Genomic DNA, 26362 nt, shown 5'->3' on the forward strand with positions numbered 1-26362 from the left:
GGGAACCGCGCGATAGTCCTATTCGGCTGCCGCCAGTTCGGCTCCTGCAGGACTGACCGCTGCAAGCGCCTTTTCGACCACTTCCAGACCAGCACCGGGCTTGATCGCCTCAACTGTCAGAATGCGCCGCCAGGACCTCGCCCCCGGACGCCCGTGGAACAGGCCCAGCATGTGCCGCGTCATATGTGCCAGCTTTACGCCCTTGCCCAATTGTTCTTCCAGATAAGCCATATGCGCCTTCACCGCATCCCAGGGCGAGACGTCCGGCCCGCTGGCGCCATAGAGCCGCCGGTCGACCTCTCCCATGATCTGCGGAGTGTGATAGGCAGCGCGGCCAAACATCAGGCCATCCAGGGTCTCCAGGAATGGTTCCGCCTGGTCCAGCGTCTGCAAGCCACCGTTGAGGCCGATGAACCTGTCCGGCAGACGCTGCTTCAGGCGCAGAACCCGCTCATAGTCGAGCGGCGGAATGTCCCGGTTTTCCTTTGGGCTGAGTCCCTTGAGCCAGGCCTTGCGCGCGTGCACCCACAAGGCATCTGCGCCCGCAGCAAAAACGGCATCCGCCATGGCGTCAAGCGCCGCTTCAGGGTCCTGTTCGTCGACACCGATCCGGCATTTCACGGTTACGGGAATATCGACGGCGGCCTTCATGGCCTCGACACATGCCGCCACCAAGGTGGGCTCTTCCATCAGGCACGCGCCGAAGCGGCCGGATTGAACCCGGTCGGACGGGCAACCAACGTTGATATTGACCTCGTCATAGCCAAAATCAGCAACGATCCGCGCGGCTTCCGCCATGTCCTTCGGATCAGATCCGCCCAACTGACAGGCAACCGGGTGCTCAATATCGGAAAAGCCTAGCAGATGCTGCCGGTCGCCATGGATCACCGCTCCAGTCGTCACCATCTCCGTATAGAGCAGCGCATGCCGCGTCAGTTGCCGGTGAAACGCGCGGCAATGGCGATCCGTCCACTCCATCATGGGGGCGATGGAAAACTTATGCTCTTGATACTGTTGCATTTTTCTTCAACTGCAAGGAACTGGCTCCGGACGTCCACCGTCCAGGCTGGACACGCAGTGAGGTGCGTTATCCAAGTTTGTTCTCATGTCGACCGACTTTAGTAGACGCGAAATAACAAATTTCGGAGCTTTTCAAAAGCTCCGCTTTTCACAAAGGATGATTTCAACGTCCCTAGCGTCTATTCCGCCAAAGACCGCCAGCGCGACACGCCAGTGCCCTGGACGCCGGCTGATCTGGAAGGAACTGGCCGGACGGCGGAGGTCGGGCGGCGCAGAAATAGCGATGTCCCGATCGTCAGCCAAGGTAAAGCTGACGGTGGTCAGATCGGCTGTAATGCCCAGGCCAACAGCTTTCAGATACGCCTCTTTCAGCGTCCAGAAATCCAGAAATCTGGAGGTCTTGTGAGCTCCTTCAACCTTCGCCAGCTCTTGTCTTTCTCCGGGTGAACAAACGTCGCGCATCAACATGTCTACTTCGACCGCACGCTGATCCGTTTCCGCATCAATGCCGATCACGCTCTTCCTCGTCACGGCGCAGGCAACCAGGCCACGTGTATGCGTCAGGCTGAAGTCGAGGTCTGACCGTCCGGCGACTGCCGGCTTTCCCGCAGCCATTGGCACGAACTGCCAGTCGCGCGGTGCCGTACCGGGTTCCAGATCACTCAGGGTTTTCCGCAGCAACGCATGTGCAAGCGCGTAGTCCTTCCGGTCCTGATCGAAATGAAACGCATGAAACCGCTGTAGTTCATCCTCCGAGAGAATTTCCAGCGCAGATTCGAGATCCTCGGAGCTGCAGCCGGTCGTCTCCAGAATGATCGCCTTGGTGCCTGGCAAGTTAACTCCCGGAACTCTGGAGATGGTAATCGGAGGGCAGACTGTTTCACCCTGTTGAGAAGTGACCTGGACACTGGCCAGGCCCTACCGTCAAGACCTCAGCCGAAGGTTTCAGACCGTGGCATCAGCCGGACTGGACACCTTGCTGATCCTGCCTTCTTCCATCCAGACGATCTTGTCTGCAACATCGAAATACCGGTCGTCATGCGTGATCGCGATGACTGTGCGGCCCTCTTTCTTCAGTTTCATTAGGAAATCTGTATAGAACCAGCGCCGATACTCCGGATCCTGATCGGCGGCCCATTCGTCAAAGAGGTAGACATCCCTGTCTTCCAGCAGGGCAACGACCATGGCGAGCCGCTTTCTCTGGCCGGTGGATAGGTTCGTCGTGCTGAACCTGTTGTTCCGGTAGTGAACCTTCTCGTCCAGTTTCATGTCTTCCAGCAGGTCGTAAAGCTTCTGCTCGTCCGTCAGATCCACACCATAAAGCCGGTCGAAGAGGTGGAAATCGGAGAAGATGACCGAAAACAGGCTGCGATACCGGTCGATGTTTTCAGGTTTGACGACCTTGTCGTCCCAAGACAGATGACCGCCATCCGGCTCATAGAGACCGGTCAGGATCTTCGCGAGAGTCGACTTGCCGCTGCCGTTGCCCCCCACGATGAAGACCATTTCGCCCGATGCAATTTCCAGGTCACAAGGCCCGATCGAAAACGGGCGGTCGCCATCTTCGCTATGATAGGTGTAGGCAATCTTCTTCAGGGATATACCTTTGGAAAGCCTTGCCTGCCGCACTTCGCTGCGCTCATTCATGGCTTCGCTGTGTTTTTCCAGAAGCTCTCTCAATTCCTCGATATTGGACACCGCCAGATTGGCACGCGAAACCACCGGCAACATGCGGATGATCGAGGTGATTGCGCCGCTGGCAAAGACGATCACCGTGACAATCTTGCCTGGGATCGAGAGGTCCGACACATAAAACGGTATCGCAAAGACCAGCGTTCCCATGAGCGTATAGAAGAAGACATCACTGACAGACTGGCCATAGTTGAAGGAGCGGCCGGATTCCACACGTAGATCCTCGACCTGCTCTGATCGCGGAATGATGTAGTTGTGGAAGAGATCGTCGCTGCGCTGCGCGTTCAGTTTCACTTCCTTGAAGCCGCTGAGAATATTCTCGAAGCTGTTGTGAAAGGCCTGTTCGCTCAGGCTTGCCTGGCGCATCAGTTCCTCCGCATCGCGGTAGCTCTTGCGATAGAAGAAGATGGCGCCGGCCAGAAACGCCAGGGTGACGACAAAGGCAAGCGGCGAGAGATAGCAGATGTAGAGCGCCGACATGACCAACTGCATGACGAAATAGATCAGACCGACAAGCGCAGGCGCTGTTTCCTCGATTGTCTGATGGTCACGACCAACTGCTGCCCTGATACGCGTCAGGCCGATTTCTTCTACGGTTGCGAGGTTCAGACTGCGGACTTGCGCGGTCACCCGGATCCGCAAGCGACACAGATAATCGGCGATGATTGCGGTTGCCATGTTGAGGGCGCGATTCATCGTGAAGAGAACGGTCGCGCAGCCAAGCACGAAGAGACCGAGATACTGCCACTGCAGACCGGTGTTCTGCTGATAGTTCGTCACCGCGTTGATGACGGCGATGATCAGCCCCATGACCAGCCCGGGCACCAGGGAAAGCAGCAGGAAGGTGCGTTTGCTGTCGCCCGCTTCACGATACAAGAGACGAAAGAAATTCATCGAAGACCAGGCGCTCCAGGTGGATCATCACCGTTTGAGAAATATGTCAGTTCAGGGCAGCATCCCGAAGGCTTTTCGGGCGGATGTCGGTCCAGTTGGCGTTGACGTAGTCCACGCAGTCCTGCCGCTTGCCGGGGCCGAAGACCGACCGCCAGCCATCGGGAATCGGCACGAATTCGGGCCAGAGAGAATGCTGTTCCTCGTCATTCACCAGCACATGGAAAATGCCGTCCGGATCGTCGAATGGATTTGTCATCGCCGTCTCTCCCAACCTTGCGCGTCAGTCTTTCCACGCCGTGTTGCACCAGCCGAATTCATCATAATCATCAAGGCACTGGTCAACAAGCGACAGCATCTGGTCCATTGAACCGTCGCGCCGTGCGATTGCAGGAAGCTGCAGTTTCACCTCTTCATGATTGCCGGCATAATTGCGCTCGTAAAGCTCGTGACGCCCTGCAAATTCCGAGCCCGTGGCGTCCCACAGCAGCTTCATCAGCTTGATACGGTCCTTGTAGCCAACGCCGTTGGAGCCGCGCACGTACCGTTCCAGATAACCGTCGATTTCAGGGTTCTGGAAATCCTTTGCGGAAGACGGCAGATAGATCAGCGCGGACGCGACGATCTTTTGGACAATCTCCTTCACACGACCGTAGGCATCGGGCGCAAGCGCGCGATAGGCCTGCGCGGCCGATAGTCCAGGCAGGAAAGCGCCGTCTGCAAAGGCTTCCGGTGTCCGGGCCATTGCATCCGACAACGACCAGAACAGGTGACGCAGGGCGATCACCTCCCCTTGCAGAACCTGATTTCCGCGAAACTCGTCACCACTGGTGATGTGCAACGCCCTGGTCAGCAGACCGGCGAGAAAGTCCAGCTTCACCGCAAACCGGGTGCATCCGTGGAAACAGGTGCCTTGCAGGTAGCCCGTGTCCATCAGGAAGTCGATCGGCTTGTGTGCAGGCCCATAGACCAGCACGTTCTCCCAGGGCACGAAAACGTTGTCGAGAACGAGAATGGCGTCGTTTTCGTCGAAGCGGGAAGACAGCGGACTGTCGAACGGCGTCGAGGATTGGCTCGCCGCATATTCGTAGGAGTTCCGGCAGATCAGCTTGATGCCCGGCGTCGACATGTCGAGAAAGAACATGAAAGCCGTAGGCGGTTCGTTGGTTTCCGAGACCGCGTGGTGGCTGAGAAAGTTGTAGTGGGTCAGTGCTGCCGAAGTCGCGACAACCTTTGCACCTGAAAGATAAAGCCCCGCGTCTGTTTCCTTGACAACGTGAACCAGGATGTCTTTTGCATCGCTGAAAGGCTTCGCCCGGTCAATCGGCGGATTGGCCACAGCATGGTTCATGAAATAGGTGCGCTGCTGAGCCAGATGATACCAGCAACGCGCGTTGTCTGCGAAAGGCCCATAATAGGCCGCGTTGGCTTCCAGCGTGTTGACGATCGCTGCCTTGTAGTCCGGTGAGCGCCCCATCCAGCCGTAGCTCATCTTTGCCCATTCCGCGATCGCCTTCTGTTGACCGAGCAGGTCCTCTGCCGATCTGGCCACCTTGAAATATCGGTGTGTGTAACCGGTTGGATCGGCATCGGCAGGTGCGGTCAGGACATTGGTGCCGCTATCGTGATCCTGATGCAGGGCATCGTAAAGCCGTGCCAGGGAACGTACCGAGTTGCGAAAGGCAGGATGACCCGTCAGGTCGGTCACCCGCTCTCCATTGAAATAGACACAGCGCTGGTCCTGGAGACTGTCGATGAACTCCGCGCCGGTCATGGGTATCGCGCGCTGTACAGCGTGTTCAGGTTCCACGGGATTGAGGATATCAACCGACATTCTTTAGTCTCCCTTCCGCAACGGCCTGCCTGAACGGCTGATCGCCAAGGTTCATCAAAGCATTCAGCCCCTCGCCGATTTCGCAAAGGGCCTGCTGCGATGTCATTTCATGGTGTGTACAGTCGAGTCCGTGCGCCTCGAATTGTCCGTTTGTCCGGTTTTCCCAGGGATCGGCCTCAACACCCAGCATACGCTTCGTATTGTTCGAAGCGTAATGCACCAGGGGACAGTTTAACGTCTTGGGCCGATAGCCATGTGCGAGCAGCGCGTTGTTTCGGGCGATCCGCAGCATGTTGTTGAAGTCGACTGGGCTGAGGTCTGCCAGAGGATGGGCACTGTCTTCCAGAAATCTCCGGACATCCTCAAAGGAAACGTCTTCGGGTACGCGTACATGCGGATCGAAGCCGATCATTTCAAGGAACGCACCGCGCGCTCCACTATCTGAAAGATCCGGCAACGGGTCTTCTTCGTGCATCGGATAACTGTCCAGAAGAATCAGGAACTCGACGTCTCTGCCGCTTTCTTCCAAAAGACGTGCCATTTCGAAGGCAGCCAGCCCTCCGAACGACCAACCAAGCAACCGAACCGGGCCCGTGCTGGCCACCTTGTTGACACTTGCGACGTAATCGGCCGCCATTTGGTTCAGCGTTGAAGGCAAAACGGCCTCGCCGATGTAGCCGCGCGCCTGAAGGGCGATGATCGGGACATCGGCTGGCAGGACGGAAGCAAGACCGGCATACGTCCAACCAAGACCGAAGCCCGGATGAACGCAGAATAGTGGCGCCTGACATCCTGCCCGCCGGATCTGCAGCACCGGCTCCAGCAAACCGGTCTTGCGACCTTGCCCGAGCGACAGCAAACCGCGCACCGTCGGTGTTGCGAAAATATCTCGAAGGCTGACGTCCAGCCCCATGCGTTCCTTCATCAGTGCCTTCAGGCGTGCGGCGAGCAGCGAATGCCCCCCCATATCAAAGAAACTGTCTTCCGGTCCCGGCACTACGCCGGGCAGCAGTTCAGCGAAGAGATTGCACAACAACGTTTCCTGGAGTGTTGCCGGACTTGTTTCTCCCTGTTTCCAGACAGGATCCGGCAGCGCCAGACGGCTCAACTTTCCATTTGGTGTCAACGGCAATTCCGGGAGTACGATAAAAGCGCCAGGCACCATGTAGTCAGGCAGGTTTCGCTGGAGCACGGAACGAAGCTCAGCAGTTTTGAGTTCAGCCCCTTCTTCCGGAACAACATAGGCAACGAGCGAAGAACCTCGCGCTCCATCCGGCCGGTCCAAGACCACCGCCTTCGCAATGTTTGTCATCGATGCGATAGTCGCCTCGATCTCGCCAAGCTCGATACGATGGCCTCGGATCTTGACCTGGCTGTCTCCGCGTCCCAGGAACACAAGCTCACCGTTGCTTCTGCGATAGACCGTGTCCCCGGTCCGGTACATGCGCGCTCCATGGCCTGCAAACGGATCGGCAACAAAGCGTTCGCTCGTCAGGTCCGAACGCCCGTGATAGCCACGTGCGAGCCCAAGCCCGCCGATGTAGAGTTCGCCGGAAATACCTTCGGCGACAGGCTGAAGGGTCTCATCAAGTACGTAGACCTGCGAGTTCCACAAAGGTTGCCCGATAGACGGAATGCCTGAACTTTCGGTGCGAACAGATGCGCTCACAGACCAGATCGTTGTCTCGGTCGGGCCATAGACATTCGTCACCGGCCCTGCGGCTTGCAGCTGCGACGCTAGTCCGCCGTCCAGAGCCTCACCGCCCACAAGAACCTGCAAACGCGGCAGTGGCCCAACCTCCAGAAGCGACCGCCAGAGCGATGGCGTTGCCTGCATGACCGTTGGTTTTTCCTGGCCGATCCAGTCATGGAGGCGATCCGCTTCGCGCTGATTGCCTTCAAACAGCACTACGCCTGCACCAATCAGCAGCGGGCCGTAGAGCTCAAGCCCGGCAATGTCGAACCCGATCGTGGTCGCGCTGAGCACCTTGTCCTGCGGCAGAAAGCGAAGCTCGGTACTCAGGCAACACAGAAGGTTCTTGAGCCCCTCGCGTGTAACGACGACACCTTTCGGCTTACCGGTCGAGCCGGACGTGTAGATGACGTAGGCCGGGTGCTCGGGATCAATCGGCTGTTTCCGGTCGGCATCGGTCGGGGCCGAAGCGGACATTGCAGCCAGCTCAACACCGGTCACCTCGGCATCCAGCAGCAGAAGCGCCGATGTCGGCGCACCGTCCGTCAAGGCGGCTGCCGTTGCCGTCTCGGAGATCACAAGACGCGGCGCGGCATCGTCCAGCATCATCGCAATGCGGGCTGCCGGATAGTCCGGATCCAGCGGCAGATAGGCGGCGCCCGTTTTCAGCACCGCCAGCAGCGCCACGATCATGTCCGGGTTTCTCGGTAAGGCAATCGCGACCCGGTCCTCAGCACCAATGCCGCGCCGGATCAGAAGATGCGCCAGCCGGTTTGCCCGTGCCTCAAGCTCGGCATAGGTCAGCCGCTCCGTGCTGCCGATAACCGCTTCCCGCGTTCCAAACCGGGAAGCCGTTGCGGAGATCAGCTCCGTCAGATCCCCTTCCGGCAAGGCGTGCCGTGTTGCGTTCCACCGGTCTTGCACAGCCTTTCTTTCAGAAGCCGGCAGCATCTCGAGAGATCCGAGCGGCGCTTCCGGGCGGGAGGCCATCTGCGCCAGTACATTGCACAACTGCCCAAGAAGACTGCGGCCAAGGTCTCCGCCGATCCTTTCTTCCCGGCAATCCAGCCGCAGCAGCAGCCGTTTGCCCGGAACAACCATCAGGCTCAAAGGATAATGGGTCTGGTCATGCACCTCGACACCGCTGATCCGCAGGCCATCCGGCGAAGCCTCATGGGTCTCGTCGCTGAAGGGATAGTTCTCGAACACCACCAGCGTGTCGAACAGGTCTCCAAGTCCCGCTTCTGCCTGGATCTCCGGCAGCCCCAGATGCTGGTGCGGCAGAAGTGCGGCCTGACGGGACTGCAGCTCCTTCAGGAAGGCGGTGACGGGTGTTGCCGGAACAGGCTTTGCCCTTACCGGCACGGTGTTGATGAAGAGACCCGCCATGGTTTCGACGCCGGTGATCTCGGCAGGTCGGCCGGAGACCGTCGTGCCGAAGACCAGATCATCCCGCCCGCAGATGCGGCCAAGCACGACCGACCAGGCACCCTGGAGCACCGTGTTCAAGGTGATGTCCAGCGTGCGGGCCAGGCCTTCCAAGGACCGGGTTGCGTCCTCGCTCAGGAGATCGTCAAAGCGCAGCACCGCACTGCCTTCACCTGACGAGGAGCCGGTGGACGTGTTTGCAGACTGGCCACAGACAGAGGCCGCCAGCCGGGTCGGTTCTTCCAGACCGGACAGAGCTTCTTGCCAAGCCGCTTTCGCAGCCTTCTTGTCCTGCTGCTGCAGCCAGCCGAGATACCGGTCAAACGGCGTTACAGGCGGCAGCCCCCCTGCCCCGCCGGCTTCATAAATCTCCTTCAGCTCCCGCATCAGCACCGGCAGCGACCAGCCGTCGAGAAGAATGTGGTGATTGCTCAACACCAGCCACGCACCGCCGTCCGGACGTTTTACGAGGCAGACACGCAGCAATGGACCTTGAGCAAGGTCGAAACGGGTCTTCCTGTCTTCCCGAAGCAAGAGATCCAGCTCCGCTTCCGGATCTGCGTCCTCGGACAAGTCCACCTGCTCAAACGGCAGCTCGACTTTCGACAGGACCACCTGAACGGGATCGCTCAGGCCTTCGTGGCAGAAGACGGCCCGCAGAGGTGCGTGCCAGGCAACGAGAGCCTGAAGGCTCGCCTCAAGACGCTGCGCATCCACCGGGCCATCCAGGCTGACCACCGTCTGCACCTTGTAGGCATCCTCACCCGTCTCAGCGTCCATCAAGGCGTGAAACAGCAAACCCGACTGAAGGCCCGTCAACGGCCACACCGTCGATAGCAAACCGCCGTAGCGTTGAACAAGCAGGTCGACATCGGCCCGGGAAACAGCAACCAGCGGGAAGTCCGAAGGTGACTGACCACCGGCTTTAGACCAGTTGCCGTGTGCTGCCAGCCGGATCAGAGCTTCTTCCCAGAGAGCCCTGAATTCAGCAATCTCTTTTTCCGAAAGATGTCTGCTGGCAAACCCGAACTCGGTGTGGAGGCAAAAGCCCTTTTCCTCTTCGATCGCCTGACAATCGATGGAAAGCATGTGAGCAAGCGGTGTTGCCGGATCGAATCCGCCGCGCATTCCACCAAAGAACGGCGCCGCGCTCCAAGCACCACCAGCGCCCGCCGGAAAACGACCGAGATAGTTGAAGGCGATCTGCGCCTTGTTTTCGCTCGCAAGTTTGGCGGAGGACTCCTTGTTGAGATACCGCAGCATTCCATAACCAAGGCCATGATCGGGACGTGCGGAGGCTTGCTCCTTGATCTCAATGATGAGCTGCTTGAGGTCCGCGTCGGACATACCGGAAATTCCATTTCCCGCCGTCGTGACCTCCAGTCGTGCCGGAAAGACGCTAGTGAACCAGCCGACAGTTCGGCTGAGGTCCGCGTCTCCAATCGCTTCGCGTCCATGCCCTTCGACATCGCACAGGATCGCCCCCCCCGGTTTTCCAAACCTGGAAGTTTTGAAAGCTCCAACGGCAAGGCCAAGTGCCGCCAGAAGCACATCCTGCGGTCCGCAGCTGTAAAGAGCAGGCAGTCGGGTCAGGATCTGCTCGGTTTCCTCAGCGCTCAGAAGGCTAGCAAGGGACTTCAACGTCTGAACCGTATCCTGCTTGCCGTCCAGATCACCTGCCAGAAAGCGCTCAGTGCCGGATGATAGAAGCGCGCTCCAGTAACCCTCTTCAGATACGCGCGCATCGGAGGCCGCATCGGCTTGCAGCAGCCTGCTCCATCCTGGGAAAGAAGTGCTTTCAGGTTCCAGGCTGATCGGGCGGTCGGCCGACCAATCGTCCCAAGCTGTCCGAAGATCCTCGCTCAGGATGCGCCAGGAGACACCATCGATCACCAGGTGGTGCGCCACAAGCAGAAGCAGACCCGGCTCCATGTGGCCACGGTCAAACCAGATGGCACTGAACACCTTGCCTCGGGAAAGAGACAAGGCCTCAACTGCGGCGGCATGCTGTTCTTCCAGGAGATCTTTCAGCCCGTTTTCGTTTTCGACCTCACTCAGGCTGATGTGCTTTATAGGGAAAACGTCAGTGAACTCGGCAACCGGACCAATCTTCATCGCCGGGGTAGTCTTGTTCGCTCGAGCCCGCAGCATCCCGTGCCGCTGAACGATTGCCCCCAGAGCTGTTTGCAGGAATTCGGCATTTACCCCTTTGGGAAGCATCAGACAGGTCGACTGGAAAAAGCCGTCGGCGGGACCACCCAGTTCTGCAAACCAGCGCAGGATTGGCGTCGGCAAAACGGTATCTGGCTCGAACTCCTTCAGTTCATTGACTTCCGGTCCTTCAAGCGTCCTTGCCACGCTCGCAAGCTTTGAAACCGTCTTGTGATCGAAAACGTCTTTCGGTGTTGCCTTGAGACCCTTTCGACGCAACAGTCCAACAAGCCGGATTGCCGATATGCTGTCGCCGCCGAGACCGAAGAAGCTGTCGTCGAGCGTGGGAGGTGTAATGCCGAGCGTTTCGGCAAAAGCGGCGGCTACCGCCTGCTCTGCCGGAGACTGCCGTCTTGTTTCTTCAGCTCTTTGCGGGCGGCTGGGTGCCGGCAGGGCCTTCCTGTCGATCTTGCCGTTCGGAAGCCTTGGCAAGTAGGGCAAGAGGTCTATCTGTGCCGGAACCATATAATCCGGCAGACGGTCGGCGCAGTAGCGCTGCAGCTCTTCTGCACTTGGATCCGATCGTTCCTGCCCGATCACATAGGCAACAAGCCTCGAAGCGCCCTTCCGGTCGCTGTAGACGCTCACGAGACATTGGGCGACATCGCTGCGTTCCAGAAGCACGCGTTCGATCTCGCCCGGCTCGATACGTCGCCCCCGGACCTTGACCTGCGCATCACTGCGGCCCAGGAAAAAGAGATTGCCGTCTTCCGCCCGATAGACGAGATCCCCTGTTCGGTACATTCGCCGTCCGGCACCGGCGAACGGGTCGGCGACAAATCTGGAAGAGGTCAGATCCGCAAGGTTCTGATAGCCCCGCGCAAGGCCGGCACCGCCGATGTAAAGTTCTCCAGCCACACCGTTCGGGACGGGCTGAAGCGTTTGATCAAGAACGTAGAGGCTGGAATTCCAGATCGGCAACCCGATGGGCGCGATATCGCCTTCCTGAACAGGTGTCAGCGGCAAGCTCATGGAACCGCACACAGTCACTTCTGTAGGGCCGTAAGCATTGACGAGGCAACAACGGTCAGACCATCTGCGAACTTCCGGCACGCTGATGGCTTCACCGGCCGTTACCAGCACACAACCTTCGGGAAGGTCTGTCGTCGACATCACGCTCAAGAGGCTCGGCGACAACGTGATATGCGTTACCCTTTGCGCGTACATGAATGTCTTCAGGGCTGCGGGATCTGTGAATGCCTGTCTTGGCCAGATCACAAGAGTCGCACCGGAGACCAGTGCCGTGGCGATTTCCGAAAAGGCGGCGTCGAAACTGAAGGATGCGAACTGCGCGACCCGAGACTGTTCCGAAATCGCAAACCGTTCGATCTGGGCATAGGCGAGATTTGAAAGCCCCTCGCGTGTAACGACGACACCTTTCGGCTTACCGGTCGAGCCGGACGTATAGATGACGTAGGCCGGGTGCGCGGGGTTAATCGGCTGTTTCCGGTCGGCATCGGTCGGGGCCGAAGCGGACATCTTGGCCAACTCGGACCCGGTCGCGTCGGCATCCAACAGCAGAAGCGCCGATATCGGCGCACCATCCGTCAAGGCGGCTGCTGTTGCCGTCTCGGAGATCACAAGACGCGGCGCGGCATCGTCCAGCATCATCGCAATGCGGGCTGCCGGATAGTCCGGATCCAGCGGCAGATAGGCGGCGCCCGTTTTCAGCACCGCCAGCAGCGCCACGATCATGTCCGGGTTTCTCGGTAAGGCAATCGCGACCCGGTCCTCAGCACCAATGCCGCGCCGGATCAGAAGATGCGCCAGCCGGTTTGCCCGTACCTCAAGCTCGGCATAGGTCAGCCGCTCCGTGCTGCCGATAACCGCTTCCCGCGTTCCAAACCGGGAAGCCGTTGCGGAGACAAGCTCCGTCAGATCCCCTTCCGGCAAGGCGTGCCGTGTTGCGTTCCACCGGTCCTGCACAGCCTTTCTTTCAGAAGCCGGCAGCATCTCGAGAGATCCGAGCGGCGCTTCCGGACGGGAGACCATCTGCGCCAGCACATTGCACAACTGCCCAAGAAGACTGCGGCCAAGGTCTCCGCCGATCCTTTCTTCCCGGCAATCCAGCCGCAGCAGCAGCCGTTTGCCCGGAACAACCATCAGGCTCAAAGGATAATGGGTCTGGTCATGCACCTCGACACCGCTGATCCGCAGGCCATCCGGCGAAGCCTCATGGGTCTCGTCGCTGAAGGGATAGTTCTCGAACACCACCAGCGTGTCGAACAGGTCTCCAAGTCCCGCTTCTGCCTGGATCTCCGGCAGCCCCAGATGCTGGTGCGGCAGAAGTGCGGCCTGACGGGACTGCAGCTCCTTCAGGAAGGCGGTGACGGGTGTTGCCGGAACAGGCTTTGCCCTTACCGGCACGGTGTTGATGAAGAGACCCGCCATGGTTTCGACGCCGGTGATCTCGGCAGGTCGGCCGGAGACCGTCGTGCCGAAGACCAGATCATCCCGCCCACAGATGCGGCCAAGCACGACCGACCAGGCGCCCTGGAGCACCGTGTTCAAGGTGATGTCCAGCGTGCGGGCCAGGCCTTCCAATGACCGGGTTGCGTCCTCGCTCAGCAGATCGTCAAAGCGCAGCACCGCACTGCCTTCACCTGACGAGGAGCCGGTGGACGTGTTTGCAGACTGGCCACAGACAGAGGCCGCCAGCCGGGTCGGTTCTTCCAGACCGGACAGAGCTTCTTGCCAAGCCGCTTTCGCAGCCTTCTTGTCCTGCTGCTGCAGCCAGCCGAGATACCGGTCAAACGGCGTTACAGGCGGCAGCCCCCCTGCCCCGCCGGCTTCATAAATCTCCTTCAGCTCCCGCATCAGCACCGGCAGCGACCAGCCGTCGAGAAGAATGTGGTGATTGCTCAACACCAGCCACGCACCGCCGTCCGGACGTTTTACGAGGCAGACACGCAGCAGTGGATCTTGAGCAAGGTCGAAACGGATCTTTCTGTCTTCCCGAAGCAATAGATCCAGCTCCGCTTCCGGATCTGCGTCCTCGGACAAGTCCACCTGCTCAAACGGCAGCTCGACCTTCGACAGGATCACCTGAACGGGATCACTCAGGCCTTCGTGGCAGAAGACAGCCCGCAGAGGTGCGTGCCGGGCAACGAGAGCCTGAAGGCTCGACTCAAGACGCTGCACATCCACCGGGCCATCCAGGCTGACCACCGTCTGCACCTTGTAGGCGTCCTCGCCCGTCTCAGCGTCCATCAAGGCATGAAACAGCAAACCAGACTGAAGGCCCGTCAACGGCCACACCGTCGATAGCAAACTGCCGTAGCGGCTGCTGACAATGCTCAGATCTTCCTCGCTGATCCATCCTGACTTGAGATCAGTTCCGATCTCCGGCAATTGCTGCCTTTGCGCAACCGTTGCCAGCTCTGCAGGGGTCTTGTTGCTGAAGACATCTCTTGCCGAAAACACCAGCCCTGCTCGCCGTGCTCGGCTGACCAGTTGAATGGAGAGAATACTGTCGCCGCCAAGTGCGAAGAAGTTGTCGGCAGGCCCTACGGTTTCCAGACCCAGAACATCAGCAAACAACGCGCAGATATCGGTCTCGGTTTGCCCCGCGGGTACCTTCGCTCCATCGCCGTGAATTTCAGGCGCAGGCAGGCGCTTGATGTCCAACTTGCCATTGGTCGTGAAAGGAAGTTGTTCCAGAAGAACAAAATGGGCTGGCACCATGAATGCAGGGAGTGTCTCGGCAAGCCTTTTTCGCAAGCCTGCAAGATCTGGTTCTCCTGTCCCCGTACCAACCACATAGGCAACGAGTTTCTTTTCCCCGGGCCTGTCTTCACGCACGATCACCGTGCACTGGCCTATGTCCGACTGCCTACCGATAGCGTTTTCAATTTCCTGCGGCTCGATACGGAAGCCATTGATCTTGACCTGGTGGTCGGCACGTCCGACGAAGGTCAGCAAGCCGTCGCTGCGCCAGCGCACCAGATCCCCGGTCCGATACATTCTGCTGCCTGCGGGCCCCACGGGATCGGCAACGAAGCGCTCGGCCGTCAGACCAGTCCGGTCGAGATAGCCAAGCGTCAGGCAGTCACCGGCCAGGTAAAGCTCGCCCACCATGCCGATACCGACAGGTTGCAGGCGGTCATCCAGAATTCGGACGCTACAATTGTCACGCGGCAACCCGATGGGAACCTTGTGCGCGGATTTCTCCAGCGTGTGCATTGCATGCCAGGTCACGAAGGTCGTGCCCTCTGCCGGGCCATAGCCATTGACGAACCGAGTCCCTGGCGAGGCTGCCGTTGCCCGGCGCAAGGCTTCTGCGGAAGCCGCCTCACCACCTATCAGCACTGACCTCAAAGGCTTGAATGCTTCGGGTTTTTCACCTGCAATGATGTTGAAAAGACGTGTCGTGATGCAGGCTGCAGACACCTTGCGCTCTTCGACAAGCCGCGCAATCGTTTCAGCATCGAGAATGCCAGGCGGCGCGATGAAAAGCTCCTGCCCCAACATGAGCGGCGTCCAGATTTCATAGGTCGAAGCGTCAAATGCATAGGGCGAATGCAGCAAGACCCGCTCATGAGAGCCTTCCGGCCAGCATCCGTCGAGCGCGAGGGCCTGAATATTGCGGTGGCTGATCGCGATCCCCTTCGGCTTGCCTGTGGAGCCGGAGGTGAAGAGAACGCAGGCGATCTGTCCACTGGCGATATTCGGTAAGGTCTCCTTTCCCGCCGCCACTTGCAGGTGGCTGAAAGGAACGCAGGGTGCATCATTGAAACTGACTGATATCGCGTCTTCACTGTCGGTCAGCACGAGGTGGGCCCGGGTGTCGGCAACAAGTTGTTGAAGTCTGTTGGCAGGATCGTTCCTGTTCAAGGGAACATATGCCCCGCCTGCCTTCACGATCGCGAGCGTTGCGACGACAAGATCAATGGAACGGTCCATCAGGACCGCGACCCGCGCCCCGGGTGCAACACCCCGGCGGAGGAGGTTTTGCGCAACGCGGTCCGACAATGCATCGAGCTCGGCATAGGAAAGCGTGCGGGTCTGGCTGGAGAGAGCGACCTTCTCGCCCTTTTCCCTGGCCAACAGACGAAACCGCTCGGGCAAAGCCATTTCGATCGCAGCTTTTTCGACCTGCTCGCCTTCGCACAAGGCGGCAAGGCGTGACGCTTCGTCGGGATCGACAATCATGAGGTGGTCGATCCGTTTGTCGGGATTTTCCACGGCTGCGCGAAGCAGATCGATGAAACGCCGGGAAATATTACCCGCAACCTCCCGATCCAGGAGATCTGTCCGGAATTCGATCCGCCCGTCGATACCGCCTGCGCCTCCGACCTCGTCGCGATGAGCAGTCAGGTCGAAGGAAAGATCGAACTTTGAGGCTTCGACAGGCACGTCTTCAACTTCGCAGTCCAACCCCGGCAAGGTAAGAACAGTCTCTCCTGCCATATCGAGCGCCAGAACGGTCTGGAACACCGGATGAAAGGACAGGTCCCTGCGTGGAGCGACCTTGTCGACCACGAGCTCGAATGGCACGTCCCGGCGGGAATAGGCGGCAAGGTTCCGCTGACGCGTATCGGCCAATAACGCGCGAAAGGTCGGCCTGCCGGAAAGATCGCTCCGGAGCGCCAGCATGTTGACGAAGAGGCCTATGGTTTCTTCGAAAGAGCTGTCCGGGCGGCCATCGACAGGCGTTCCGATGACGATGTCTTCCCCTGCGCCGAGCCGCGACAAGGTCGCAGCCATCGCAGCCTGCAGTACCATGAACAGGCTGGTCCGAGTTTCCATTGCCAGTCGCTCAAGCTTGCAATGAAGCTCTGGCGGGATCGCGACGGCTACTCCGTCGCCTTGCCAATAGGTATTCTTTCGTTGCCCCTCGGCACAAGGCAAATCAACGCAATCCGGAGCGCCAGCGAGGTCTTCGCTTGCTTCGGCAAGACGAGCGGCAAGTTCCTGTTCTGCTGCCTCGGACAGCCGGGTATGCTGCCAACTTGCGAAGTCGGCATATTGGACTGCCGGCTTTTGCCAGACAGGTTCCTTGCCGCTCATTCTCGCCGCAAAGGCCGTCTCGAAGTCGGCAAGCAATGGGCGCAGGGCGCCACCGTCAATCGCGATATGATGCACAACAATCTGCATCATGCATTGCGGTTCAGGACCGAAATTTTCGTCCGTAACGATGGACACTCTCACCGGCAGGTCCTTGCACAGATCGAACGGCCTGGAAGACTGACGGGTGAGTTCTGACCGGCCTTCAGCTGCCGGTACTGAAACAATCCGGATGACATCTTCCGAAACGAAACCCGTACGGATGTCCTGATACGGCGCTCCGACCCCGTCTTGCGGATAAACGGTCCTCAAGACTTCGTGCCTGTCGATAACGTCTGACCAGGCTTGCCCAAGAACGGACGGATCGACAGCACCGGAAAGCCGGAAGCGGTAGACCAGATTGTAGGAAGTATCTTCCGGGTGAAGCCGCTGCAGGAACCAGAGACGCTTTTGAGCAGAAGACAGCGGAAGCTTGTCGGGTCGCGCAACGGATTTCTGTTTCAGGGAACATGGTTTCGCTGCCCCTATCAGACGGGCAAGCGCAGCCGGTGTCGGCGCGTCGAAAATCTCGCCTGGAGCGATCTGTACGCCAAAACGGTCTCTCAGTCGATATGCAAGACGAGCGGCCAGCAGTGAATGCCCACCCAGGAGAAAGAAATTATCATGGACTGAAACCGAGTGGACGCCGAGCAGCTCTGTAAATGCCTCACAGATTGCGGTTTCAAGGTCGCTCTGCGTTCCGCTTGCGCTCCGTCTAGCCGTCGGCACCGGATCCGGCAACGCTGCCCTGTCCAACTTGCCATTGGGTGTGAGCGGAAGTGCATCGAGAGCCATGATCGCCGACGGCAGAAAAGCTGGAGGGAGAGCTTCTGCCAAGGCGGCCATAAGCCTTGCGATATCCTTGTCGGCTCCCACTTCCCAGACAACATAGGCAGCAAGATAGACGTCCGTGTTGTCAGGTCGCTTCGCAACGACAGCCGAACGGGCAACCTCCGGCAATCTGTCCAGGGCTGCTGCGACCTCTCCCGGCTCGACACGGACGCCGCGTATCTTCACCTGATGGTCGGAACGCCCCAGATACTCGTAGCCACCGTCAGGCATTCGCCGCGCAACGTCGCCTGTTCTGTAAAGCAAGGCACCAGCGGGTCCGAACGGCGAAGCTATGAACCGTTCTGCGGTCTTGTCCGGTTGGCGATGATATCCAAGCGCAAGACCTGTGCCGGTTATGTAGAGTTCACCGGTCTCTCCGTCGGAGACAGGCTGAAGCAGATCGTCGAGCAGGTAGACGACTGTTTCCCGTATAGGGTTGCCGATGGCAATTTTCCCGTCTGCTTCACATCGCGCCCAGAGGCTGTCCCCCGCAGCTTCTGACGCACCGTAGAAGTTGAACAAGCGGGCGTCTGGCAGTTTTTCGCAGAATTTTTGCAGAAGACTTGATGGTAGAGGCTCGCCACTCGTGACCCAGGTCCGGCAGACCTTCAAGTCTGGCAAACAGTCGTCCTCGAGAAGACTTGCCAGCAGGCTCGGCACAACGGTCAACCGCGTGACGGCAAACGTCGCCACCGTCTCTGCCAGTCGCCTCGGGTCAGCGGAAACATTGCCGGTTGCAAGGACGACCGCACAGCCATTGCACAAGGCGCCCAACAGCTCCGTCGACCCGTCAATGAAGTTCAAGGAGGTCTTGAACAGCGTTCGCTCACCTGGCGCGAAGGGCAAGGCTTCCGATATCCAGGCCAGCCTGTTGGCAAGAGCGGCCTGCCGCCCGAGAACGCCCTTGGGCCGCCCGGTGGAACCGGACGTATAGACCAGATAGGCAGGATCATCGCCAGTCAGCCGGCGAACAAGATCACCACCCACAGGTGCGGTATCAGGCTGTCCGGCGATGTCCCGGCTCAGCGAACCGTTTCCGAGAAAGACCGCCCGCGCTGTCTGACCAGCCGCCTCAACGACGCCGGCGACCGGTTGTTCCGCAAGGATCAGATCCGGTTCTGCGTCTTGAAGCATGTCAATCAGACGCTGTCGAGGATAGGTCGGATCGAGCGGCATGTAGCACGCTCCGGTCTTGATCACGCCCAGCAGGCTTACGACGAGGTCCGGCCCGGTAGCACAGCCGAGTGCCACGATCTTGCCAGGCCCGATACCCCGGCCGATGAGGTACCACGCGACACGGTTCGCCTTCCGGTCCAGTTCCTCGAAGGTCAGAACCTTATCCGGCAGTATCAGTGCCGTGTCACCAGGTCTCGACTTCACCTGCCTGGCAAAAAGTGCGCGAACAGAATCAGTCTCATTGTCCGATGTTGCTTCCAACGGCAAATGGCTGGCATCCGGACGCGCAATGCTGCCTGAGGCAGCCTTTGCCCTTGCTGTCTGGAAACCACTTTCGCGGGATGTCATTGAGATCAACTCCGTCGAAGAATTGCCGTTTCTGTTTTGCTTGTCCGGCCGAAACCGAATTGAAATATCGTCAGCCTTGCAGCCCGAGGCGCTGCCTGAGTGTCAAAGGGTCGTGCCCCGCCGGCCGTACGTGCCCTCGCTGGCGGAGAATTGGCACGACGGAGCGGGAAAACTCGTCAAAGCTTCCGGGAAAGTGGGTCGGGGTAATCACGAAGCCGTCGCAAGCGCCGCTTGTAAAATAGCTCTCAAGCTGATCGGCCACCTGTTCCGGCGTTCCGACAAGACGCGGCGTCGACGTGCTCCGCGCCATCCGAATGGCAATGTCGCGAAGCGTCCAGAGCCTTCCCCTGTCCTCTTCCCGGATCCTCTCCAACCAGGGAAATGCGGCTCCGCCATCGACAGCCGCCTTGTTTGGCGACTTGCCAGAACTCTCCAACACCTTGTCGATTGGCGTATCAGGATCGAAACCTGTCGCGTCGACGCCGATCATGCCCGACAGAAAGGCGATGGCGACATCCGGATGGATCAGCTCGTCCAGATATTCGGCCCGCGCTTTTGCAATGGCTTCGGTTTCACCGATCACAGGCTGCACCGCCGTCAGCAGGAATATCTTCTCCGGGTCGCGCCCCATCTCTGCAGCCCGGCGGCGAACATCGGCACGCAGTTCCGACATGCCCTCGGCATCTGCCTGAATGGCGAAAACGACATCAACCCATTTGGCGGAAAAATCACGACCCCGCGGAGAAACGCCGACACTCATCAGGATCGGTTCACCGTCCGGTCCGGCGGGAAGTGACAAGGGACCTCGAAGTTTGAAGCGTTCGCCTTCGTGATCAATGGGATGGATCTTGCCGGTGTCCGCGTAAAGCCCGGACGCCTTGTCGCTTACCAGCGCGTCCGGTTCCCAGGACTTCCAGAGCTTGCGGCAGATCTCCAGGATCTCTTCCGCCCTGTCATAGGCTTCGGGAGAAATGAGCTTTGGGAAATGACCGAAATTGTGCCCGTTGCTCGGACCAGCGGAGGTTACGACATTCCACGAGATCCGGCCCCTGCTGAAATGGTCCAGCGTACTGAGCGTACGGGCCAGATGATAAGGTTCCATGTAGGTGGTCGATAGCGTGACGGTAAAACCGAGCGACTTCGTTACCGAGGCCATGAGGGAAACCAGCAGGTTCGGGTCATGGCGAATGGCACCAACCGCACCGTGTTTCAAAAAGGTTTCGTAGTTGTCGTTCAGTCCGGTTGTCACGCTGAGCGATTCTGGAATGAATGCGAGGTCGAACCCGCCCCGTTCCAATGTGACCGCCGTATCCTTGAAGAGATCGGGATCACAGAAATCCGTTTCGCTGTACGGGTGGCGCCACATGCCGGCGAAATGGCTTCCAGGCACCAGAATATACCCGGCCAGAAACATATGACGATTTGCAACACCAGAACTCAAATCACCCCCCAAGACCGGCTTTAAGCAAAGTAATCGATCGTTTAAATTCGCTACCTACTCACTTTTCATTCTCATGACCTAACGGCAATAAAAAACAATTCACGAATTTTTCGCAGAAGATAAGTTAATTTTTATTCACATTCGTCGTTCAACATATCTCTTTTCGACGTTTACTAAATTTTTCGAAAAACCCTCAGGGTGTTGCCGTAAAAGACCCTTGGTATTTCGAGACTCTCGACCAGTTCAAAGCCCGCAGCCCTTACCTGCTTCTCAACTTCTGCGGTTTTCACCTGCTTCACCCATTCACCGGAAAAAATCAGGTCATCGATATTGTGGGCCAGGCGGCGCCAGAAAGGTGCTTCGACCATATCCTTGAAAAGAAACACTCCTGCGGGACCGACCCGTTTGATCGCCTCTTCAACAGCCGTCATCCGTTCAGGTTCGGCAACATGGTGCAGCACGTCGACCATGGTCACCACATCGAAGCAGTCGTCCGGCAGCTCCGCGAAGCTGCCAATTCGCAGGAAGGATACTTCCGCTGAGTGCCCCGTTCTCCCCGCTGCCTTGCGGGCCGAGGCAAGAGCGCCTTCGTGGACATCGCAGCCGGTTGCTTCGCTTATCCTTCCGGATGCCAGCAGAATCGCCAGCAACGCGCCATTGCCGCAGCCTACATCCAGAACCTTTGCATTTGCTGGAACATGCCGCTCCATCTCTTCGAATGGGCAAACGTAGGGCCTGGCGGAGATCAGCTTGCGCAAGAGCCTTGGCTCATAATCGTAAAGGTCGAAAAGGAACCGGCTAAGGTCCTTGCGATCGAAACTGAATGACTCTGTGCTGGCTGACACTCACCACTCCCATAGTCTGTTTCGATCTTGGTTTCACAAACCGTGAAATTAACCATACGTTGTAGTGACGCAACGCTACACAACACAACTTAAGCAAATTCTTTGGCTCTTGCCTAGCTCAAGAAACACGCTTGCCACAGAGTTGTTTTCTTGCAACTGTGCTGCAATTGACGCAGACAAGACTGCTCGGAAAGCATTGAGAGTTCTTGTTTTTATGCGTTTCTTGGCCGCTAGGTCACTTTAACGAGCTGCGGAGCCGTTTCAATTCCTGGGAGCGCTGAATGAGCGTTGCGGAAGACGACGTCGAAGTTGGTAAGCCGAAAAAGAAGCCGCGCAAGATCCACAGGATGAGCCGGACCGACAAGGCCATCGCCTATCTGCTGCTGCTTGGTTTCGTCTCGATTGTCTTGTGGCCTCTGACGTTCTTTGTCATCGGGCCGGGTGAAGTCGGCGTCCTGTTCAGAACCCTCACCGTCGGCACCGAAACCAGGTTTGTTTATCCCGAAGGCATCAACATCAAATGGCCGTGGAACCGCATCTACCGGTACGAAGTCCGCATCCAGAAACAGGATGAAACGGTCCACGGCCTGGCAGCGGACGGCTTGCGCATCACATCCGATATTTCGGTTCTGTATTACCCGAAGGCGGATAATGCCGGCAAACTGCATCGGGCGATCGGGCCGGAATACGCCGACCGTTTCGTCCGCCCGACCGCCGTGGAAGCGGTTCGCTCGGTGATAGGCAAATACGACCCTCATGAGCTTTATCAGGTCGACATGACGCGCCTCGAAAAGGAAGTCATGGAGACCATTGAAGCCAACAATCAGGATCTCATCGTCTTCGACCAGGTTATCATCCGGCGGATCGAGCTGCCGAAGGAAATCAATCAGGCGATTTCACGTAAGCTGACCGAGGAACAGAACGCCCTCGCCTATGAATACGTGCTGGAACAGGCCCGCAAGGAAGCGGAGCGCAAGCGGATCGACGCCATCGGCTACCAGACATTCTACTCGATTGTTGCAGATGCCCTGACGCCGCAACTGCTGACCTGGCGCGGAATTGAAGCGACCGTCGAACTGTCCAAGTCCAACAACAGCAAGATCGTGATCGTCGGTGGCGGGAAAGATCAGCTTCCGCTCATCCTGGGCAGCGACATTGCAAACCAGCCGAATTTACCAGCGCCCGCTCCGGTTAATCCGCAGCGCTACCGATTGCCTGATTTCGATAACCTGCCACAGCTTTTCCCGAACGCTCCTACAGCAGAGGCAGATACATCTCAGGATCAGGAGACACAGCTGAGGCCTGACGAAAATTCGACCGGCGACAGTACATCAAGCGAAAGCACGACGTCAGGTGAGACCGCGCCTGCTTCGAATGATCAAAACACGGAAAAGCCGCAAACTGACAATTGATACCGCGCTGATTGTAAGATTGAAATCGGACCGCACTCAAGCTACGCTCACGTAGAGTAAGCAGCGGGGAGCTGCGACGCTGAAGGAAGGAAACTGTGAAATGACAACGAAGTCCACTCGCACAAGTTCCGCAAAATCAGAAGCTGAGGACACTGTTGATGCAGCTGAAAAGCTGGCAGATGGCAAGGCTCAGACCGAAAGTGCTCCGCTGACCCCGGAAGAACGCACGCTGGCAGCCGAAAAGATCATTCGGGACCATGTTATCGTCGGCACAGGTACCGGCCTCATTCCAGTTCCGATCTTCGATCTCGTCGCCGCAATCGGAACGCAGCTCAACCTCATCCGCAAGCTGGCAGCCGTTTATGACGTGCCATTCTCGGAAAATCGCGCAAGAACCGCAGTAACCACGCTTCTGGGAAGTCTCGGCGGTGTCGGTGCAGGAACCTTTATTGCCACCAGCTTCATGAAAACCATTCCCGTGCTCGGCACTGCGCTCGGTATCGTCGGATCAGGCGCTACGCTTGGTGCCTTCACCTTTGCCGTCGGCAAGGTATTCCAGCAGCATTTTGAAAAGGGTGGAGATTTCCTGAGCTTCGACGCGGCTGCCTACAAGGAGCATTTCAAGAAGATGGTGAAGAAGGGCGAAGACATCGCGGAAGAGAAGTCGGAAGCCGCCTGATGTTTGTCGCGCCACTGGTCATCTATCTGCTCTTGTGTGTCCTGGTCGGTTACCGCGGTCGGGACACACGGCTTGGTTCGTTCGGCTGCTTCCTGGCAAGCGTGGTGCTGACACCCGTTCTGGTGTTCGTCATCCTTTTGCTGACAGAACCTGCCGGTTTTCAGTCGCAGAAGTAATCTGACCGAAAAAAGCAAACCGGGTAACACCGTTCCCGGTTTCTCTTCAGCTGCCTCAAAAGCCTCATCAGCTTACGAGCAGCACGATGCTGTTGAGGTACCCCAAACAATAGCGCTGCAATCTACCCTGACCTTAACGAACTCCAAAAGGTCAGGGTACGTGCTCATATGCGTTCGCAGCTAATCCTGAAAAGTCACGTTGCTCAGCTCCTGGAATGCCCCATCGTCAAGACGGCAGGCGGATCACAAAAAGCTTGCGAGTGGTTTCAAGGACTTCCCAGGTTCCGGAGAAACCGGGCTGCAGGACAAAGCTGTCTCCGGGGCCAATTTCCCGGGTGACGCCGTCCTTGTCGGTCAGCACCGACCTGCCGGAAAGGATCGAACAGAACTCCCATTCGTCATAAGAGATTTTCCAGGCTCCCGGTGTTGCTTCCCATACGCCCGAGAACAGGGTCTCGTTGTCCGTCGTTTCAACCAACCAGGTGGTAAACTTAGGATCGCCCGCAATAACCTTTTCCGGTGCTGGCGCATCTTGTTCGGAAACGATGTCGTCTAGATTGAACGGCAGGAAGGCGTGCATGCGGGTCTCTCTGTCAAAGATGGATCAGTTTGAACTGCCGGATGCTAGCCTCCGCTAACGATGCTGACCAGATGACCTTGGCCTTCAATTGTCCGTCGTCACGCCCGCAACAGCCGAATGTTGCGCCGCATCTGCTGAATCTGTTCGAAACTCAACACAAAGGGCGTGGTCCGGGGCAGCGTCGCCAGGATGTTCTGCTTGTGCGCCACATGCTCGCTCACACCCCGTGGACTGTCGATCAGATTATGGGCGACCTCATGGGCAAGTGTGCTGGCATCCGCGTTCTTCTTGATTCGGGTAACAGCACCCGTGTGGTTGGCCTTGGACAGGGCCAGGTCCGTGTCGGGATTGAAGCGACGGATATAGAACACCATGATTTCGTTCGGACGAATCCTGACGGACGTATGCGCCTCGGCAAGTTCCTTCATCCGGGCAAACAAGAGGCCATGCTGCGAAAACTCCGTCTCCTCGGCAGCGGTCAATGCCAGCGACTGGATGGAAGCAACCTCGAAGTCGATACCGTAATGTCCGTAAAGCTCCTTCGCAGTCGTTTCCGCAGTTGCCACCGGAGCATCCGGCGTCACCACGACAAAGATGTGCACCCGAACCTTGTGAGTGAAGGACGCGAGCGCCCGGTCCAGCTTGGCCATGGTATTTCGTCCGACGGCGCCGTCGTCCTTGATCGGGGCTCCGCCATGCGTTGAACGCTGGAACTCCTTGACCTTTTGTACGGTTTCACTGCCGTAGACCCCATCCGGACTGAGCCCCGTTCCACCAACGGATTTTGGCATGGGAAACCCCAGGTCAATCAACCCGAACTGAACCAGATGCACTCCATGACCGCTTGACCCGCTGCCGAGCCAAGGGCTGTTGGTGGACGCTGCGGTGAGCTGCGGCACGTTGCGGAAATAGGGAGACGTCAATGCCATGGGACGGGGCTTCCGGACAGTGGACCTGGGAACGTCGAAAACAATCGATGATTGCATCTTACCGCAAAACACTATCGTCCCGAAGCGAATTACGTAGCGGCATCAACAATTTCCGTATTCCAGTTTCTCCTGGTGTCCGGACAGGCCTGATTTCGTCAAATCGTGCCTTGCCGCCCTGCCTGCCCCGATGCTTCACTGCGCCAAAACCAGGGAGACATGGGAATGGAAACGGCCATGACCGGCGGTCGCAATCAGGTGACCACCGGAATCGGAATGATGTGTGCAGGTGTCGTGTGCCTATGCCTCAACGACGCCATTGCCAAAACACTGACGGCTGACTACAGCCCCATCCAGATCCTGTTTCTGCGCAATTTGATCGCGCTTCCGATTGCGGTTCTGATCGCACTGAAAATGGGTGGAAGATCTGCCTTGATCTCGCACCGCCCGGCAGCCCATCTTCTGCGCGGAGTGTTGTGGCTCTGCGCCGCCACGCTGTTTTTCACCGGGTTGAGCCTTCTTGGCCTCGCCGAAGCAACAGCTCTGATTTTTGTCATGCCTGTTTTTGTGACAGCGCTTTCCGCCCTGGTCTTGCGAGAGCAAGTGGGCTGGCGTCGATGGACGGCAGTGCTCGTGGGATTTCTGGGCGTTCTGGTGGTTGTCCGTCCGGGTTCAGGCACTTTCCAGGCAGCATCGCTCCTCCCAATCGCAACGGCTTTCTTCTATGCCGCGCTCATGCTCAGCGCCCGCCTTGTCGACCCGCGCGAGAGTGTCTGGACCCTGATGCTTTATCTGGTGGGGGCCGGCGCAATCATGAGTGCCTTTGCGATGCCCTTCGTCTGGGTGCAGCCACGCGCGGAGGACATCTGGCTGTTTCTTGGCATCGCGCTATTCGGCACGGCCGGCATCACCCTGATGACACAGGCCTTTCGCTTTGCCCCGGCAGCCGTTGTCGCGCCATTCGATTATACCGCGCTCTTGTGGGCGACACTGCTCGGCTGGCTCTTGTGGGGGGAAATTCCCGACATTGCGACTTATGTCGGTGCCTCGATCATCATCGCGAGCGGCATCGCCATCGTCCTGCGCGAACGGCAGCTGGAAACCTGAAGCCCCGCCGGTGGCCCATGCCACCGG

14 protein-coding genes are annotated in these 26362 nt (G+C 58.4%); 4 read left to right on the forward strand and 10 right to left on the reverse strand.

Going from position 1 to position 26362, the window contains the following annotated elements:
• Positions 1–18: 18 nt before the first annotated feature.
• From dusA to B0E33_RS28255, 8 genes are all read right to left on the reverse strand, one after another.
• Entirely contained in the window at positions 19–1020 is a 1002-nt protein-coding gene (gene dusA, locus B0E33_RS28220; RefSeq protein ID WP_077293061.1) for a tRNA dihydrouridine(20/20a) synthase DusA, read from the reverse strand.
• Between the two features lie 132 nt (positions 1021–1152).
• A complete protein-coding gene (locus B0E33_RS28225; protein WP_077293062.1) occupies positions 1153–1854 on the reverse strand; it encodes a 4'-phosphopantetheinyl transferase family protein in 702 nt (233 codons plus the stop codon).
• Positions 1855–1965: 111 nt separating this feature from the next.
• Entirely contained in the window at positions 1966–3606 is a 1641-nt protein-coding gene (locus B0E33_RS28230) for a cyclic peptide export ABC transporter (RefSeq protein ID WP_077293063.1), read from the reverse strand.
• A 46-nt stretch (positions 3607–3652) separates the two neighbouring features.
• Entirely contained in the window at positions 3653–3862 is a 210-nt protein-coding gene (locus tag B0E33_RS28235) for an MbtH family protein (RefSeq protein ID WP_022999502.1), read from the reverse strand.
• A 24-nt stretch (positions 3863–3886) separates the two neighbouring features.
• Positions 3887–5437 (reverse strand): 4-hydroxyphenylacetate 3-hydroxylase N-terminal domain-containing protein, encoded by a 1551-nt coding sequence (locus tag B0E33_RS28240; RefSeq protein ID WP_077293064.1) that lies wholly within the window; start codon positions 5435–5437, stop codon positions 3887–3889.
• The gene (locus B0E33_RS28245) at positions 5427–19169 is read right to left on the reverse strand and encodes a non-ribosomal peptide synthetase (RefSeq protein ID WP_077293065.1); all 13743 of its coding nucleotides are present in this window, start codon (positions 19167–19169) and stop codon (positions 5427–5429) included. The genes B0E33_RS28240 and B0E33_RS28245 overlap by 11 nt, the downstream gene beginning before the upstream one ends.
• A 70-nt stretch (positions 19170–19239) precedes the next feature.
• Positions 19240–20610: an NtaA/DmoA family FMN-dependent monooxygenase gene (locus tag B0E33_RS28250; protein WP_228148046.1), complete on the reverse strand. Its 1371-nt coding sequence runs from the start codon at positions 20608–20610 to the stop codon at positions 19240–19242.
• A 173-nt stretch (positions 20611–20783) separates the two neighbouring features.
• The gene (locus tag B0E33_RS28255; RefSeq protein WP_077293067.1) at positions 20784–21455 is read right to left on the reverse strand and encodes a class I SAM-dependent methyltransferase; all 672 of its coding nucleotides are present in this window, start codon (positions 21453–21455) and stop codon (positions 20784–20786) included.
• 281 nt (positions 21456–21736) lie between these two features.
• Here B0E33_RS28255 and B0E33_RS28260 point away from each other — a divergent pair, with 281 nt between their 5' ends.
• The 3 genes from B0E33_RS28260 to B0E33_RS31185 all read left to right on the forward strand — a co-directional run bounded on the left by B0E33_RS28260 (position 21737) and on the right by B0E33_RS31185 (position 23722).
• Complete coding sequence (locus B0E33_RS28260) at positions 21737–22867, forward strand: prohibitin family protein (RefSeq protein ID WP_023004115.1); 1131 nt, start codon at positions 21737–21739, stop codon at positions 22865–22867.
• Positions 22868–22967: 100 nt separating this feature from the next.
• Positions 22968–23546, forward strand: a complete 579-nt coding sequence (locus tag B0E33_RS28265) for a YcjF family protein (protein ID WP_077293068.1) — start codon at positions 22968–22970, stop codon at positions 23544–23546.
• Positions 23546–23722, forward strand: a complete 177-nt coding sequence (locus B0E33_RS31185) for a hypothetical protein (RefSeq protein ID WP_023004113.1) — start codon at positions 23546–23548, stop codon at positions 23720–23722. The genes B0E33_RS28265 and B0E33_RS31185 overlap by 1 nt, the downstream gene beginning before the upstream one ends.
• A gap of 226 nt (positions 23723–23948) precedes the next feature.
• On the opposite strand, the gene B0E33_RS28270 is transcribed toward B0E33_RS31185, so the two are convergent.
• Both B0E33_RS28270 and B0E33_RS28275 read right to left on the reverse strand, forming a co-directional pair.
• Positions 23949–24302 (reverse strand): cupin domain-containing protein, encoded by a 354-nt coding sequence (locus tag B0E33_RS28270; RefSeq protein WP_077293069.1) that lies wholly within the window; start codon positions 24300–24302, stop codon positions 23949–23951.
• A gap of 98 nt (positions 24303–24400) precedes the next feature.
• The gene (locus B0E33_RS28275) at positions 24401–25231 is read right to left on the reverse strand and encodes a peptidoglycan-binding domain-containing protein (RefSeq protein ID WP_075281633.1); all 831 of its coding nucleotides are present in this window, start codon (positions 25229–25231) and stop codon (positions 24401–24403) included.
• Between the two features lie 222 nt (positions 25232–25453).
• Between B0E33_RS28275 and B0E33_RS28280 the strand changes: the two genes are divergently transcribed.
• Positions 25454–26335 (forward strand): DMT family transporter, encoded by an 882-nt coding sequence (locus tag B0E33_RS28280; protein ID WP_077293071.1) that lies wholly within the window; start codon positions 25454–25456, stop codon positions 26333–26335.
• The last annotated feature ends 27 nt before the right edge of the window (positions 26336–26362 follow it).

It is taken from the genome of Roseibium algicola, from assembly GCF_001999245.1.
GTDB lineage: Bacteria > Pseudomonadota > Alphaproteobacteria > Rhizobiales > Stappiaceae > Roseibium > Roseibium algicola.

Bases quoted from the DNA above. Each gene is read 5' to 3' on its own strand.
- dusA (WP_077293061.1), bottom strand. From the start codon at position 1,020: ATGCAACAGTATCAAGAGCATAAGTTTTCCATCGCCCCCATGATGGAG.
- B0E33_RS28230 (WP_077293063.1), bottom strand. From the start codon at position 3,606: ATGAATTTCTTTCGTCTCTTGTATCGTGAAGCGGGCGACAGCAAACGC.
- B0E33_RS28235 (WP_022999502.1), bottom strand. From the start codon at position 3,862: ATGACAAATCCATTCGACGATCCGGACGGCATTTTCCATGTGCTGGTG.
- B0E33_RS28240 (WP_077293064.1), bottom strand. From the start codon at position 5,437: ATGTCGGTTGATATCCTCAATCCCGTGGAACCTGAACACGCTGTACAG.
- B0E33_RS28245 (WP_077293065.1), bottom strand. From the start codon at position 19,169: ATGACATCCCGCGAAAGTGGTTTCCAGACAGCAAGGGCAAAGGCTGCC.
- B0E33_RS28260 (WP_023004115.1), top strand. From the start codon at position 21,737: ATGAGCGTTGCGGAAGACGACGTCGAAGTTGGTAAGCCGAAAAAGAAG.
- B0E33_RS28265 (WP_077293068.1), top strand. From the start codon at position 22,968: ATGACAACGAAGTCCACTCGCACAAGTTCCGCAAAATCAGAAGCTGAG.
- B0E33_RS31185 (WP_023004113.1), top strand. From the start codon at position 23,546: ATGTTTGTCGCGCCACTGGTCATCTATCTGCTCTTGTGTGTCCTGGTC.
- B0E33_RS28270 (WP_077293069.1), bottom strand. From the start codon at position 24,302: ATGCACGCCTTCCTGCCGTTCAATCTAGACGACATCGTTTCCGAACAA.
- B0E33_RS28275 (WP_075281633.1), bottom strand. From the start codon at position 25,231: ATGGCATTGACGTCTCCCTATTTCCGCAACGTGCCGCAGCTCACCGCA.
- B0E33_RS28280 (WP_077293071.1), top strand. From the start codon at position 25,454: ATGGAAACGGCCATGACCGGCGGTCGCAATCAGGTGACCACCGGAATC.